Annotated in this window: 9 protein-coding genes and 1 other RNA gene; 4 read left to right on the top strand and 6 right to left on the bottom strand. The window is 69.1% G+C overall.

Annotation, left to right across the window (positions count from 1 at the left end; translation table 11 throughout):
* Nucleotides 1–133 precede the first annotated feature (133 nt).
* Entirely contained in the window at nucleotides 134–466 is a 333-nt protein-coding gene (locus tag AVKW3434_RS01680; RefSeq protein ID WP_272568985.1) for a YbaB/EbfC family nucleoid-associated protein, read from the bottom strand.
* Nucleotides 467–551: 85 nt separating this feature from the next.
* Nucleotides 552–2,576 (bottom strand): DNA polymerase III subunit gamma/tau, encoded by a 2,025-nt coding sequence (dnaX, locus tag AVKW3434_RS01675; protein WP_284403823.1) that lies wholly within the window; start codon nucleotides 2,574–2,576, stop codon nucleotides 552–554.
* Between the two features lie 164 nt (nucleotides 2,577–2,740).
* Between dnaX and ffs the strand changes: the two genes are divergently transcribed.
* Nucleotides 2,741–2,837: signal recognition particle sRNA small type (gene ffs / locus AVKW3434_RS01670), an RNA gene on the top strand.
* A gap of 285 nt (nucleotides 2,838–3,122) precedes the next feature.
* Nucleotides 3,123–4,340: a GGDEF domain-containing protein gene (locus tag AVKW3434_RS01665; RefSeq protein ID WP_284403821.1), complete on the top strand. Its 1,218-nt coding sequence runs from the start codon at nucleotides 3,123–3,125 to the stop codon at nucleotides 4,338–4,340.
* Here AVKW3434_RS01665 and AVKW3434_RS01660 read toward each other — a convergent pair whose 3' ends face one another.
* From AVKW3434_RS01660 to AVKW3434_RS01650, 3 genes are all read right to left on the bottom strand, one after another.
* Nucleotides 4,341–5,708: a TIGR03862 family flavoprotein gene (locus tag AVKW3434_RS01660; RefSeq protein WP_284403818.1), complete on the bottom strand. Its 1,368-nt coding sequence runs from the start codon at nucleotides 5,706–5,708 to the stop codon at nucleotides 4,341–4,343.
* Between the two features lie 69 nt (nucleotides 5,709–5,777).
* Nucleotides 5,778–9,149, bottom strand: coding sequence for a UvrD-helicase domain-containing protein (locus tag AVKW3434_RS01655; RefSeq protein WP_284403816.1), 3,372 nt, complete (start codon nucleotides 9,147–9,149; stop codon nucleotides 5,778–5,780).
* 10 nt (nucleotides 9,150–9,159) lie between these two features.
* The gene (locus tag AVKW3434_RS01650) at nucleotides 9,160–11,727 is read right to left on the bottom strand and encodes a PD-(D/E)XK nuclease family protein (RefSeq protein WP_284403815.1); all 2,568 of its coding nucleotides are present in this window, start codon (nucleotides 11,725–11,727) and stop codon (nucleotides 9,160–9,162) included.
* A 109-nt stretch (nucleotides 11,728–11,836) separates the two neighbouring features.
* On the opposite strand from AVKW3434_RS01650, the gene trxA reads away from it, so the two are divergent.
* Entirely contained in the window at nucleotides 11,837–12,169 is a 333-nt protein-coding gene (gene trxA / locus AVKW3434_RS01645; RefSeq protein WP_272568977.1) for a thioredoxin TrxA, read from the top strand.
* Nucleotides 12,170–12,433: 264 nt separating this feature from the next.
* Nucleotides 12,434–13,696, top strand: coding sequence for a transcription termination factor Rho (rho, locus tag AVKW3434_RS01640; protein ID WP_272547856.1), 1,263 nt, complete (start codon nucleotides 12,434–12,436; stop codon nucleotides 13,694–13,696).
* 107 nt (nucleotides 13,697–13,803) lie between these two features.
* Here rho and AVKW3434_RS01635 read toward each other — a convergent pair whose 3' ends face one another.
* Nucleotides 13,804–15,213, bottom strand: coding sequence for a CoA transferase (locus AVKW3434_RS01635; RefSeq protein WP_502869008.1), 1,410 nt, complete (start codon nucleotides 15,211–15,213; stop codon nucleotides 13,804–13,806).
* Between the last annotated feature and the right edge of the window lie 16 nt (nucleotides 15,214–15,229).

Raw genomic sequence — 15,229 nt, 5'->3', positions numbered from 1 at the left:
CATACAAAGGGTGCGGCGAGGCCGGCGGCCGCAAACGGAAGGCAAGCGAACGATCTGGCCCCTGTCCAAGTCATCCACCGGCGCTCCAGCCGCTGCAGTCGCACGGACTGGGACGGCCGCCTGTCTCAGAAGGTCAGAAAGGGAATTTCATTCCGGGAGGCAGTCCCGGCATGCCCGCGGTCAGCTTGCCCATCTTTTCCTGCGAGGTTTCCTCGGCCTTGCGCACGGCCGCATTGAAGGCGGCGGCCACCAGGTCTTCGAGCATGTCCTTGTCATCGGCCAACAGGCTGGGGTCGATGGTCACGCGCTTGACGTCGTGCTTGCAGGTCATGAGCACCTTCACCAGGCCCGCGCCGGATTCACCTTCCACTTCGATGTTGCCGAGTTCGTCCTGGGCCTTCTTCAGGTTGTCCTGCATGGCCTGGGCCTGCTTCATGAGGCCGGCGAGTTGTCCCTTGTTGAACATGTGAGTTTTCCTTTTCTGATGGGAATGAAGGGGAGGCTTGAATGAATAAGCGAATGAACCGTGTGGAAGATGGCAACGCCTTCGGTCACGCCGGCTTGATGCTGCCCGGCACGATCTTGGCGCCGAAGTCCCGCACCAGCGTCTGCACGTACGGGTCGTTGTGCACGATTTCCTCGGCCACGCGCTGGCGCTCTGCCGCCGCGGCCGCATTGCGCCGCGCCGGGCTGTCGATGACCACGCCCAGTTCGACGCTGATCTGGGTCGCATGGCCTGCGGCCTCCAGCGCCGCCCGCAGGCGCTCGCGCGCCACGGGCTGGTTGAGCGATTCGCGCTCCACGCGCAGCAACCAGTGCCCGGCGTCACGCGCCACCAACTGGGACTGCAGGGCCAACTCCCGCACCAGCGCCGCAATGGCCTCGGCAGCCACGAGTTGCTGCACGGTGGCGTGCCAGACATCGCCCTCTTCCGTGGCCGTGTAGCGGGCGGATGCGGGAAGGGAGCCCGTCGGCGCGAGCGGCTGCAGGCGCGCGCCCGGCTCGGGAGCGGTGCGCACGGGGATCGCCATGTATTCGGGCGCCGACGGCGCCGACGCCACTGGTCGTTGCGCTGGCACAGGGGCTGGAGAGGCCGCGCGGCGGAAATCATCGGGCGAATGGACGGGTAGCCGCACCGGCGAGGCTGCCGGCTGGGGCTCGCCGGGAGGGGGCTGCACCGGCGTGCCGGCGTCTTCCCACGCAGGCGTGGAATCGGGCGCAGGCACCGGCAGGGCTGCGACGGATGGTTCCGGCTCGGCAACGGGGGCGCTGGTGGTCTGCGCGGGCATCGGCTCGGCAGGCACGATCACTGCTGGCGCACCCGCATCGCGCGCCGGTTCGGCCGCGGGCCGCTGCCCTGGCGACGCATCGGCTGCCGCAGCCACCCGGGTCGCAGCCTGCGCGGGTGCCGGCTCAACCGGCGTCAGAGTTTTTTTTTCAGCCGAAGGGGCCGGGGCTGCCGAGCCATCCGCCGGCTTGAAGGCCAGCAGCCGCAGCAGCGCCATGGTCAGCGCCGCGTATTCGTCCGGGGCCAGCCCCAGTTCGGCACGGCCGTGCAGGCAGATGCTGTAGAGCAATTGGGTTTCGTCCGCGGGCATCTGCGCGGCCAGACGGGCGATTTCCACGGCCTCGGGGTCGTTGGCATCCAGCGCCTGGGCCATGTTCGGCACGGCCTGCATGACGGCCATGCGCTGGAGCACCGCGCTCATCTCCTCCAGCGTGGAGGCGGCAGACAAGCCGTTCAGGCGCAGGACATCGGAGGTTTCCACCACCGTGCGGCCATCGCCCTGGGCCAGGGCTTCGATCAGGCGGAACACGTACGACCGGTCCACGCTGCCCAGCATCTGGCGCACTCCCGCTTCCTGCAACTGGCCGCTGCCGAACGCGATGGCCTGGTCGGTGAGCGAAAGCGCATCGCGCATCGAGCCCCGCGCCGCACGCGACAGCAGGCGAAGCGCCTGGGGTTCGGCCGGCACGTTCTCCTGCGCCAGAACGCGCCCCAGGTGCTCGAGCACCGTCTCGGGCGCCATCGGGCGCAGGTTGAACTGCAGGCAGCGCGAGAGCACCGTGACCGGCACCTTCTGCGGATCGGTCGTGGCCAGCACGAACTTGAGGTATTCCGGCGGCTCTTCCAGCGTCTTCAGCATGGCGTTGAACGCCGTGTTGGTGAGCATGTGCACTTCGTCGATCATGAAGACCTTGAAGCGCCCCTGCACTGGCTTGTAGACCGCCTGCTCCAGCAGGCCCTGCACTTCGTCCACGCCGCGGTTGGAGGCGGCATCGAGCTCGGTGTAGTCCACGAAACGGCCGCTGTCGATGTCGGCGCAGGCCTGGCACACGCCGCAAGGGGTGGCCGTGATGCCGCCCTGCCCGTCCGGGCCCTGGCAATTGAGCGACTTGGCCAGAATGCGCGACACCGTGGTCTTGCCCACGCCGCGCGTGCCGGTGAAAAGATAGGCGTGGTGCAGCCGCTGCTGCGTGAGCGCATTGGACAGCGCCTGCACCACATGCTCCTGGCCCACCATCTCCGAGAAGGTCTTGGGACGGTATTTGCGGGCGAGCACGAGGTAAGACATGGGGGGATTCTATGTGGCCGGGCGCGCCCTCCCGGATCGCCGGGGTACCGATTCCACGCCGGGCCCCGGTGCGCCCCGCTGTCAGGCCACCATGGCCAACACCTGCACGGCGTGCAGGGTCGTCCCGGCCGGAACGGCCTGCTTTATCGCCTACAATCGGCGGTGACGGGCCTCCCCGCATGGTGAAGCAGCCAACCGGGTCAGGTGGGGAACCAAGCAGCCCTAACTGTAGAGTCAGTGCCGGGGGTAAGGCTCGTCAACTATCTTTCAGCCATCCCTGCCATGCCATCACGGCCCCTGGCGCAGGGCATGCGCCACCCCAGCGGTCCACGCACTTCAGGGCTCCCCCCCTTCTGCAGGGTTTTCCCCTTCCAAAGCCTTCGTAGCATTCGCCACGGTCGATTCCGTGGCCGGCATTCGGACCTGTCCGCGCTCTGGCAGACATCACCCGCGCGTCTTTGCACGGCTCAAAAGCCACGGCCAACCTATCAAAATATTCACATTTAGCAATTTCAAGTTACTATTTGTTTCTTTTGAGGAGCCCTTATGGCAGAAGGTCCAGCGCAAGGAACTGCCGCCCTGCGCGGCGCGGCGGGTGTGCCGTCCGCGGCCGAACCCGCGCGTGTTGCCAGTGCGAGCCCGTCAGCGATCGAGGAAGAGTCCACTCCCAAGCCACTGGACCAGTTCACGTTCGAAAAGATGCGGCGCGTCAACGGCTCTCTCCTTGCGTTCGGCTCCCTGGGCTGGCTGGCGGCTTGGTGGACGGCCGCGCCCACCTATCACTACGACAACATCCTGTTCGCCCTGCTGGCGATCGCCTTCTACTGCTGCATCATCGCATCGATGTTCGCCAGCACCCCCGGCAGGGTGGTGCTGGCCGCCCTGCCGGCCTGTGGCCTGCTGGCCCACGGGTTCTGGCTGCTGTCGGTGCCGAGTCCGGTCGGGGTCTACTTCTGCCTGGCCCTGGGGGTGGCCTTCACGCTGCTGATCGCCTTCATGTTCATCACGACATGGCAGTACCTGGCGTCCGTGGCCGTCATCTGGCTCGCGTTCGGGCACGGCGATTTCCAGCAGATGCGCTCCGCGCACGATCCGGTCTGGAGCATGCTGATCGTCACCCTGTCATCGCTGTGCGGGATGCTGCTGAACATGGCCCTCTTTCGCCTGCGGGAAGACAGCCACCGGCAGCAACTGGAATTGGAAACCCTGGCCTACCAGGATGCATTGACCGGCCTGGCCAACCGCCGCAGCCTGCTCAAGCACATGCAGTCGCTGCAGGACGCCGGGCACATCGAAGGCCTGTATTTCATGATGATCGACATCGATGACTTCAAATCGATCAACGACCAGTTCGGGCACGACCAGGGCGATGTGGTGTTGAAGGACGTCGCGTCGGCATTGAAGCGGCAGGCCGGCCGGCACCTGTGCGGCCGCCTGGGCGGCGAGGAGTTCGGCGTGGTGGTGGACGCCGCCACGTTGCCCGAGGCCTGTGAACTCGCCCAGGCGCTGGTCAACACCGTGAACACGTTGTACGCGGTGCCGGTGGACCACCCTGCCTTCCAGGGCCGCCGGCTGTCCATCAGCGCAGGCCTGACCCGCGGGGAGGCGGACTGCACCACCTCCGAACTGATCCGGCGCGCGGACCTGGGCCTTTACCGGGCCAAGCGCGAAGGCAAGAACCGTTTCTGCATGCACTTCGGCCCCGACGGTGAGGCGTCCCCGGCAGCAACGGCACAGCCTCAGCCCCAGCCTCAAAGCGCCTGATCAGGCACGCTGCAGCCAGGCCTTCGCCCCTTCGGCAGCGGCCATGCCACTGGCCATGCAGGCCGTCATCAGGTAACCGCCCGTGGGGGCCTCCCAGTCCAGCATTTCGCCCGCGCAGAAAACGCCGGGCAGGGCCGTCAGCATGAGACTGCCATCCATCGCCTCGAACGGCACCCCGCCCGCGGTGCTGATGGCTTCGTCCAGCGGTCGGGTCGCGCCCACGGTGATGGGCAGCGCCTTGATGGCCTGGGCCAGGGCGGCGGCATCGTTCATGCCCTCCTTGCCCAGTTGCTCGTACAGGATGCCCATCTTGATGCCGTCCAGCCCCAGGCGGCTCTTTAGGTGGCTGCTGAGGCTGCGGGCACCGCGCGGATGGCGCACTTCCTTGAGCACGCGCTCGGGCGTGTGGTCGGGCAGCAGATCCAGGGTGAACGTGGCATGGCCATGCGCCTCGATCTCGTCGCGCAGCAGGCTGGAGACCGCGTAGATCAGGCTGCCCTCCACGCCGGTGGCCGTGGCCACGAACTCGCCCCGGCGGCTGAACGTGCGCCCCTGGTGGTCGGAGAAATGCAGCGCGACCGACTTGAAAGGCTGCCCGGCAAAGCGCTCGGTGAAATGCGGCGTCCAGCCGGCCGGATCGGGTGCCCGCCCGATCAGCTCGCGCAGGAATTCCCGCCGCGTCTCGCCTGCCGGCGCGCCACCGGCGCGCACCGTGTCGAAGCCGCAGTTGGCCGGGCGCAGCGGGGCCACGGGCACGCCCTTTTCGACCAGCAGCGGCACCCACGCGCCGTCGGAGCCCAGCCGGGCCCAACTGCCGCCACCCAGCGACAGCACCACGGCCCGGGCCTGCACCAGCACCAGGCCCGCAGGGCTGGTGAAACCCAGTGTCATGGGGGCCGCATCGCCGTCCTGCGCGGCGGCCGCGTCGCTCCAGCCCAGCCAGCGGTGGCGCATGTGAAACACCACCCCCAGGCTGCGCAGGCGGTGCAGCCACGCGCGCAGCAGCGGCGCGGCCTTCATGTCGGAGGGGAACACCCGGCCCGAGGTGCCGACGAAGGTCTCCACCCCCAAGCCCTGCGCCCAAGCGCGCACCGCATCGGCGCCGAAGGCCTGCAGCAGGGGCTCGATGGCGCCACGGCGCTCGCCGAAGCGGGCCGCGAACGGCTCGAACGCCTCGGAGTGCGTGAGGTTGAGCCCCCCCTTGCCCGCCAGCAGAAACTTGCGCCCCACGGAAGGCATGGCGTCGAACAAATGCACGGCCAGGCCGCCACGGGCCAGCACTTCGGCCGCCATCAGGCCGGCGGGGCCGCCGCCGATCACGGCGACATCACAGGCCAGCACGGGGGCGATCGATTCGGAAACAGTCATCTTCAACCTTTGCTTTTGAAACATCGGGGCGCGGCGCCGCAGGCCGGGAGCCTGCAGCGCGCCGCGCCATCAAAACAGGGCGCCTTGCACCGGAGCCGGCGGTGGCGGTGGCGGTGGCGGTGGCGGTGGCGGTGGCGCAGTCTCGCTACCCACCTCCACCATCCGCCCGTCGCCGGTGAGGAACGCCGCGCGCACCACGTGGCTCGGCATCTGGGCCTGAACGGCTTCGCGGTAGCGCGCCAATTGGGCCATCAGATGGGGGCGGCGCTCGGGGTCCGCCGCGCTTTTGTAGTCGAGCACCCACCACACCGACGCGCCGCCGGAATCGGTGCGCCGCACCAGACGGTCGATGCGCAAGGTCTGCCCGGCGTGGACGATGGTGGCCTCGTTCACCGCCCGATCAACCGCGTCGGCCTGCCATGCCCAGGCGCCCTGGCCGCCCAGGATGCGCTGGGCCATCTCGGCGGCCAGGGCGGCGGACTCCGGCGCCAGGTCGAAGTCTGCCGCCAACCGTGCCAGCCGCGTGGCGGGCCATCCGCCCCCGGACGGGGCCGGCCCGCCGGCGGTTGCCATGGCGGCCTGTTCCAGCAACTGGTGCATGGCCTCGCCCTGGCGCGATGCCGGGGTGGACACGGCCACCGCAAGGACGGCCGGGCCATCGGGCTCCGGCTTCGGCGGCGGCGACCAGGCCGGCAGTTCGGCCAGCAAGGCATGGTCCTGCGCCCGCCTATCGTTTTGCGGCAAGGCTTCGCCGGCAGGTTCAGCCAAAACGTTCTCGTCCTCATCCTGCAGCAGGGGCGCCAGCCGGTTCCACCAGCTGCCGGGCGCCGAGGACGAGGGTTGCACCGACGAGACCGCCAGGCAGTGCTTGGCCCGCGTCATGGCCACGTACAGGGTGTTGAGTTCTTCGCGCTGTCGCTCGGCCTGTTCGGCGGCCAGCATGTCCACCGCGCTGGGCGGCGGCGTGCTTTCGCTGGCGAGGAACACGAAGCGGCGCGGCAGCGGCTCTTCGCCCGGCCAGTCCACCAGCACGCCCATGGTCTCGGCCTTTTGCGGGCGGGTGTCGGTGTCCAGCAGCAGCACGCTGTGCGCTTCCAGGCCCTTGGCGCCGTGCACGGTGAGCAGGCGCACCGCCTGCGCGTCCACCCGGCCCGGCGCGCGCTGGCCGGCGCGCTTCATCGCCCGGACGAAGGCGTAGGGCGTGAGATAGCGCCCGCCGTCGATCTGCAGCGCGGCCGACAGCAGCGCGCGCAGATTGGCGAGCACGCTGGCGCGCTGGGTGGCAGGCGCGGCGGCAGCATAGCGGGCCAGCACGTCGCGGTGGGTGTAGAAGGCCTGCAGCGCGTCGTGGGGCGGCAATGCGTCGAACCAACCCTTGTACAGAGCCAAATCGGCTCCCAGCACAATAAATTCTAGGGCATCATGCTCACTTTTTAATAGCAAATCGAGCCAACTGCATTCGAGGTTCTCCGGCTGGCGCCGCCACAGCGCCAGCCGCACGAGCGTGTCGTCGCCCACCCCGAACAGCGGCGAGCGCAGCGCGCGGGCCAGCGACAGGTCGTGGCCCGGCGAGACCAGCGCATCCAGCAGCGCCACCACGTCCTGCACTTCGGGCGCCTCGGCCAGCTCGGCTTTTTCGGGCTGCACGCAGGGCAGGTGCAGGTCGCGCAGCGCGTCTTGCATGGCGGCCAGCCGGTCGCGCTTGCGGGCGAGCACCATCACCTCGCGCGGCGGCACGCCGTCGGCGATGCGCCCGGCCACCCAGCGGGCGGCCTGAGTGCATTCGCGCATGCGCAGGGTTTCCTCGGCCTCGTGCCGCGGCTGCGTGAGGCTGTCGCGCCACGCCATGGGGTCGAAGGCAGGGCCCGCGCCATCGTCGGGCGCGGTGATGGCGGGCAGACGCAGCCGCATTCCCGGGTCGGTGGACTCGGTGGTGTGGTCGCGAAAGCCGGCGTATTCCCCCTGGCCCTGCGCGGCCTGCATGACGTGGTTGACCGCGTCGATCACGCCCGTGGCATTGCGGCGCGTGTGGTCGCAGCTCAGCAGGTCTCCGCCCAGGCCTTGGCGCACGAAGGCCTGCGCGGCCAGGAACACATGCGGCTCGGCACGCCGAAAGCGGTAGATGCTCTGCTTGGGATCGCCCACGATGAACACGCTGGGCGCACGCCCCCCGCCCGCGCCCACATAGCCCGACAGCCAGGCGTGCAGCGCCTGCCACTGCAGCGGGTTGGTGTCCTGGAACTCGTCCACGAGCAGATGCCGCACCCGCGCATCCAGCCGCTCCTGCACCCACCCGCTCAGCACCGGGTCGGACAGCATGACCAGCGCCGTGCGCTCCACATCATTCATGTCCACCCAGCCGCGATCGCGCTTGAGCGCAGCGAACGCAGCCACCAGGGCGCGCGTGAGCCGGGCCATGCGGTGGTGGTGGCCCCAAGCCTCGTGCTGGCGGCGCGCCAGGCACAGGCGCTGCAGCTCGGCCTCGGCCTCCTGCGCCACGGCAAACTTCTCCAGGTTCTTGCTGAGCCGGTCTTCCTTGGCCACGAAGAAGGCGCGGCGCAAGCGCTCCAGGCGCTCGTGCGGGTCCTCGCATGCGAAGGCATCGACCACCGCGTCGGCCGCCTTCTGCGGCGTCTTGTTGGATTCGGTGCCCAGGGCGCTCGCGTGGGCCAGCCAGCGGGCGCGCGCCGCATCGCCCTCCAGCGCGTGGGCCGGGCTGTCCAGCCCCTGCAGGTCGGGGAATTGCGCATGGAACGGAGGGACCGAGGCGTCGATCACGCCGGCCGCGTCCGCCAGCTCGAACTCGATGCGCTTGGACAGCGCCGCGCCCAAGGCCTTGTGCGTCTGCGACCGCCCGTGCGAGGCCACCGCCGCAAGGTAGTCGGCATGCAGCGCCGCATCGTCGGCCACCTGCTGCAGGAACGGCGGCCAGACCTGGCGCACGGCCTCGGCATCGTCCTCCAGCAGTTCGTAGTTGCCGGGCAGCCCGCGCGCGTGCAGCACGGCCAGCGGCGCGGTGCCCAGCAGCGCGGCGAACCAGCTGTGGAAGGTGCGGATCTGCACCGGCCGCCCGGATTCGAGCATCGAGCGGTACAGCGTCTGCAGCAGCGCGCGCTTTTCCAGCGCCCGATCGGGCGGGATGCCGCGGGCGACCAGTTCCCGGGCCAGGCGCTCGGGCTCGGCCTGGGCAAACTCTTCCAGCCATTCCTGCAGGCGCTGGCGCATCTCGCCCGCGGCCTTGCGCGTGAACGTGATGGCCAGGATTTCGTGCGGCGCGCACCCGTCCAGCAAGGCACGCAGCATGCGGGAGACCAGCATCCAGGTCTTGCCCGCGCCCGCGCAGGCCTCCACCGCCACGCTGCGGTCCGGATCACAGGCGATCGCATAGAACGCCTCGCGCGTGACCGGGCGGCCGTTGTGTTCGTAGGCGGCCAGCGTCATGGTGCGTTCTTCATGCCCAGAAATCCTTGCGGCACAGGCCGCGCGCGGCGCAGTAGTCGCACACGGCCCCCTCGCCCAGCGCCGGCATGGCGGCACCGGCAGCGATGCGTTCGAAGTCGTGCAGGATGCCCTCCACCAGTTGGTCGCGCAGGGCCACGATGTCGGGCTGCTCGAAGGTCCGTGTGTCGCCGCGCTCGCCCACGTTCACGTAGGCCGCGCGCAGGTGGTCGTCGTGCAACAGCGCGGCATAGAACGCCAGCTGTGTGTCCTCGGTGCCGGCGGCCAGGCGCTTGCGGGTGACGGCTTCGTTCTCGGTCTTGTAGTCGATCACCAGCACCGTCGGCGCTTCGCCCGGCACGCCGGAGCGGACAGCATCGATGCGATCGAGCAGGCCCACCAGTTGGAGCGGACCGAGCGACTGCGTCGAGCGCACCTCGGCCTGCCGGAAGGCGGCGCCCTGACCTTCGTGGTCCTGCAGCCAGCGAAGGTAGCCGTCGCGCAGGGCCGGCCAGCCGGAGGCGAACGGCAGGAACTCGCCCGACGCCAGCCGCTGCGCCCGGGTGACGGCCTCGGCCGCGGCATCCATGAGCGCGCGGCGCGCCGGCAGCGCTTCGGTGGGCGCCGCCTGCAGCGCCTCGTGGAAGTGCTGGAGCACGGCATGCAGCCAGTTGCCGAAATCCCGCTTGCCCACTTCGGCGCCCAGCTCGTCGGATTCCTGCAGGCCCAACTGGCGCAGCGCGAAGAAGCGGTAGGGGCAGTGGCGCAGATCGGAATAGGCGGTGGAGGACAACTGCAGCACGGGCAGGGCCTCGCCCGTCGGCATCGGCCGGGGCACGGGTGCGAGCGGCACTTCGCGCGCACTTCGCGGATCGGTGCCGGCGCGGGCCTGGCCGTCCAACTGCAGGGCCAGCACCAGCGGACTGGCCAGCAACGGCTCTCCCCCGTCATCGCCGCTGCGCCACAGCACATCCACGTGGGCGGTGCACAAGGCATTGCGCCAGGCCCCGCGCTGGGCGGCTTCCAGCGCCTCGCGGGTGGGCAGTCCCAGGCCTTCGCGCTGCGCCCGGGTCCAGGCGCCGGGGGGCTCCGGAGCAGGCGGCAGGCGCTTTTCGTCGCAGCCGGGCACCACCAGCGTGGCGAACGGGCGCGCCAGGATCTGCGGCAGCGGCACGACGAACACCGAGGCGCTGCCGTCGTGGCCGGGCCGGTAGCGTGCGGCTTCCAGCACCTCGTTCACCCAGCGGGTGAACTCGGCCAGCGCCATGGGCCGCCCGGCGCTCGCCAGCCCCTCCAGATCAGAGGGCAACCCGTCCTGCAGGCGCAGCTCCGCCAGCACGCGCTCGCCTGCCGCGTCGGCCTGCAGCGCCTCCCATTGCCCCGTTGCCTGCAGCAGCTCGCGCAGTGCGTCCAGCCATGCCGCCACCGGCCTCGCGGCCTGCCAGGGCGTGCGCCAGGCCTGTACCTGGGCGATGAGCGCTTGCACTGCAGCCGCTGCAGGCGGCATGGCATCGCTGCGTTCCTCGATGGCCGTCCAGTGGCCGGTGCCGGCCCTGCGCAGCCATTTCTCGGCCGCGCCCACCGCCTGCGGGCTGGCGGCCGGCACGTGCTTGAGCCAGTCCAGCACCGCGTCGGCGGAGGCGTTCCAGGCACAGGCCCGCAGCGCCACCATGGCATGGGACGCCGCGCGCGTGGTGGACAAGGTCCAGCCGTTCTCGTCATGCACGGCCACTCCGCGGCCCTGCAGCAGCGCGCTGATGCGGCGCGTCAACGCCCGGTCGATCGCGGCCAGGGCCAGCGGCGCGTGGCCCTGCGCCAAGCGGTGCAGCACGCACGCCGCCGCGCGCTGGGCTTCGTCCTCGGCATCGGTGGCCTCGTGCAGGAACACCTCGCCGAGCGCGGGCAGCGCCGTTTCAGGCGGCTCACCAAGCGGCAGGGACAGTGCGCGGTCGCCCCACCGCGTGCAGAGCGTCTTGGCCAGCGGATCGGCCTGGAAGCCGCCAAGCACCACCAGCGCATCCACGGCCGATTGCGTGCCCGACTCGAACAGCACGTCCGTTGCGTGGCGAGACGCCAGCACCCATTCGAGAGCGATGCGCGCCACCGCCACCTCGTAGCGCAGTGCCGCGCCGTCACCTGCGGGTGGCATCGATTCGCGCGCGCCCACCGCCCAAGCGTCGCGCTCGGACGGCGGCACGGCGCAGACGACGCTGACCAATTGGGCCGCCGCCTCCAGCAGCGGCGCGGCCAGCACGTCGCGCTGCTCGGTCAGGCCGACCCGGTCGAGCAACGCGCGCGCCGTGAGGGTGTCGCGCCCCATGTCGTGCGAGAGGTCGTCGCCTTCCGGTACGAACGGGGCGATGCGGGAGGCCCAGTTCCGGGTGGTCTCGAAACGCGGCGCGAAGCCGTCGGGCACGCGGCGCGCCCATTCGCGCTGCGCCTCGGCCATGAGCTGGGCGTACGGCACCAGCACCACGGTGGCCGCGGGGTGCGCGCCGGTGCGCCGGATGTGGGCCTGCACCCGGTCCAGCACCGGGCCCCAAACGCTGCCGGGCGCATCGTTTTTCGCTATGACTGTCATAGCGGTGGAGGCCGCGGCCACACCGTGGGGCGGGAAATATCTTTCTGTCACAATCCCCTGACTTTATCCGGACCCGCCCACCTCAACTTGCTCCACAAAGGAATGTGCCATGGCAAGCGAACTCATCAAACACCTTTCCGACGCCAGTTTTGAAACCGATGTGCTGCAACCGGGCACCACGGTGCTGGTGGATTACTGGGCCGAATGGTGCGGCCCCTGCAAAATGATCGCGCCCATCCTGGACGAAGTCGCCAACACCTACAAAGACAAGCTGACCGTCGCCAAGATGAATGTGGACGAGAACCGCGAAGTGCCTGCCAAGTTCGGCATCCGCGGCATCCCGACCCTCATGCTGTTCAAGGACGGCCAGTTGGCCGCCACCAAGGTCGGCGCGATGAGCAAGACGCAGCTCACCGCGTTCATCGACCAGCAACTGGCCTGATTGGTGACGTTCGGGGCTGGCGCGGGCGGCGGCCTGGTCCGCAGCGCGCCATCCCGCGTGCACGCATTGTTCGATGGCAGCGATCTTGCTGCACGTGCCTTGGCAAACCGGTTTTTTTTCCTGTCATAATCGCCGCAGATCATCGCGTCCGCATGCACTAGCGGCCGGTTCCAGATCCCCAGGCCATCCGAGGTCCGCAAACAGCGGCAGCCCGGCTCCCGGCCTCCCCCCTGATTCAAATCCGCTCCGTTCAGGAGTCACCCCATGCATTTAAACGAACTCAAGGCACTGCACGTGTCCGAAGTGCTCAAGCAGGCCGAAGAGCTGGAGATCGAGAACACCGGGCGCATGCGCAAGCAGGAGCTGATGTTCGCGATCATCAAGAAGCGCGCAAAGGCCGGTGAGCAGGTCTTCGCCGACGGTGTGCTGGAAATCCTGCCGGATGGCTTCGGCTTCCTGCGCAGCCCCGACACGAGCTACACCGCCAGCACCGACGACATCTACATCTCGCCCAGCCAGGTCCGGCGCTTCAACCTGCACACCGGCGACATGATCGAAGGCGAAGTGCGCACCCCCAAGGACGGGGAGCGCTACTTTGCGCTGACCAAGCTCGATGCCGTCAACGGCGGCCCGCCGGAGCAGAACAAGCACAAGGTCATGTTCGAGAACCTGACGCCGCTGTTCCCCAAGGAGCAAATGAAGCTCGAGCGGGACATGAAGGGCGAAGAGAACATCACCGGCCGCATCATCGACATCATCGCCCCCATCGGCCGCGGGCAGCGCGCACTGATCGTCGCACCGCCCAAGAGCGGCAAGACGATGATGATGCAGCACATCGCGCACGCCATCACCGCCAACAACCCCGACGTTCACCTCATGGTCCTGCTCGTTGACGAGCGCCCCGAGGAAGTGACCGAAATGCAGCGCACCGTGAAGGGCGAAATCATAGCCTCCACCTTCGACGAGCCTGCCGCACGCCACGTGCACGTGGCCGAGATGGTGATCGAGCGGGCCAAGCGCCTGGTCGAATTGAAGAAGGACGTGGTGATCCTGCTGGACTCCATCACGCGCCTGGCCCGTGCCTACAACAACGTCGTGCCCTCCTCCGGCAAGGTGCTGTCGGGCGGTGTGGATGCCGCTGCGCTGCAGCGCCCCAAGCGCTTCTTCGGCGCGGCGCGCAAGGTGGAAGAAGGCGGTTCGCTGACCATCATCGCCACGGCGCTGGTCGATACCGGCAGCCGCATGGACGAAGTGATCTTCGAAGAATTCAAAGGCACGGGCAACAGCGAAATCCACCTGAACCGCCGCCTGTACGAAAAGCGCGTGTTCCCGGCCATCGAGCTCAACAAGAGCGGCACCCGCCGCGAAGAGCTGCTGCTGCCGCCCGAGATCCTGCAAAAGACCCGCATCCTGCGCCAGTTCATGTACAACATGGACGAGATCGAGTCGATGGAACTCATGATCAAGAACATGAAGGCGACGAAGACCAATGTGGACTTCTTCGACATGATGCGCCGCGGCGGCTGATTTTTGCCGTTCGCATGGGGTGGCTTGCGCCGCTCCCGTGTACACCCCAAAGCCCCGCAGGCCATCCGGTCTGCGGGGCTTTTTGCTGCAGGCCGCAACCTCCCCGCTCAAGTACAGGACCACGCGGCGGCGGACGATCCCAGCGCAGGTGCAGGCAGCTCCCAGCGCATCGGCATGCCTTCGATGGACAGCGGCGCCAGCAAGCGCCTGGCCGGCCCCCAGGCAGTGGCTTCGATCTCCGGAGACTGGTCTTGCAAAAACTCGGGCAACAGCGGCTTCCGGTCCAGCGACGACGGCGCCTGTGCCAGCCAGTGGGCGGTTCGCGCCAGCGACGCCCGCACCTCGCAGCCCCGGCCGGTCTGCCGGCGGTGCGCCAGCGCCTTCAGGGCCGCAGCCGCCATCAGGTAGCCGGTGGCATGGTCGATGGCCTGCACGGGCAGTGGCACCGGCACCTGCCGCCCGGTCCGGCGCATGCCTTCCTCGGCAATGCCGGTGCTCATCTGAATGAGGCTGTCGAAGCCCCGGCGTCCGCGCCACGGACCGCTCCACCCGTAGGCGTCGAGCGAGACGTCGATCAATCCGGGATGGACCGTGCGCCGCCATGAAACGCCCAGTCCCAGCCGCTCCAGGGCCTCTGGCCGCAGCCCGTGTACCAACACGTCGGCCTGGCGCAGCAAATGCTCGAACACCGCGCGGTCGGCGGCCTGCCGAAGGTCCAGGCGCGCGCAGCGCTTGCCCAGAACCACCTCGGGCACGGTGCCGGGCTCTTCCCAGCCCGGCGGGTCGATGCGCAGGACCTCGGCGCCAAAGCCGGCGAGGAAACGCGTCGCCACCGGCCCCGCCAGGATGCGGGTTAGGTCCAGCACACGCACGCCATGCAGCGGGCGCTGCGCCGTTCCCACCCAGGCGCGCTCAGGCCCCTCCGCGCCAAAGGCCATGTGGAGCAAAGGCTCCGCCTGGACGGCGCGCCCCTGCGGATGAGACGACCATTCGTCCAGGCTTCGCATGGCCGCGGCACAACCGCCCTGCTCCACGATGGCGGACTCCAGATCGCTTGCACACCAGCCAGCGACCGCCTGGGCCGCCGACTCCCGGTCCGTCACCCCGCCGAGCACCGCCAGCGCCGCGGCACGGTGATGCGGCGCATTGGTGTGCAAGCGGATCCATCCATCCGCAGCTGGGTAGTCGCCTGCGATGGCATCCCACAGCGGTGCCAGGGCCCAGCCGATCGGACGCAACGATCCACCGAACCAGAAGGACGCCAGCCGCCGATCCACCCGAACCTGCGGCACCAGTGCGCGGGAAGGTGCCGCGACCTCCGCCAATGCGAGACCGGCCACCGCCATCGAGGCACTGGCCAGGTCGGTCACGGGAAAGACCGATGGCAATTGCCCAGCGCCCGTGAAAGACAGCGCATCCATCGGATCCGTTGTGCCGCCCAAGCCCTTCCACAGCGTGCGCGCGAAATGGGTGAGTGACGCGGAAGGGGGCAAAGGAGCGGAGGAATGGGTGGACATGGCAGGCCTCAAAAAC

The sequence above is a fragment of the Acidovorax sp. SUPP3434 genome, assembly GCF_030159015.1.
In the GTDB taxonomy this organism is placed as follows: Bacteria; Pseudomonadota; Gammaproteobacteria; order Burkholderiales; family Burkholderiaceae_C; genus Paracidovorax.
The sequence above is the reverse complement of the archived record's forward strand: the minus strand, read 5'-3'. Positions and strand labels throughout refer to the sequence as shown.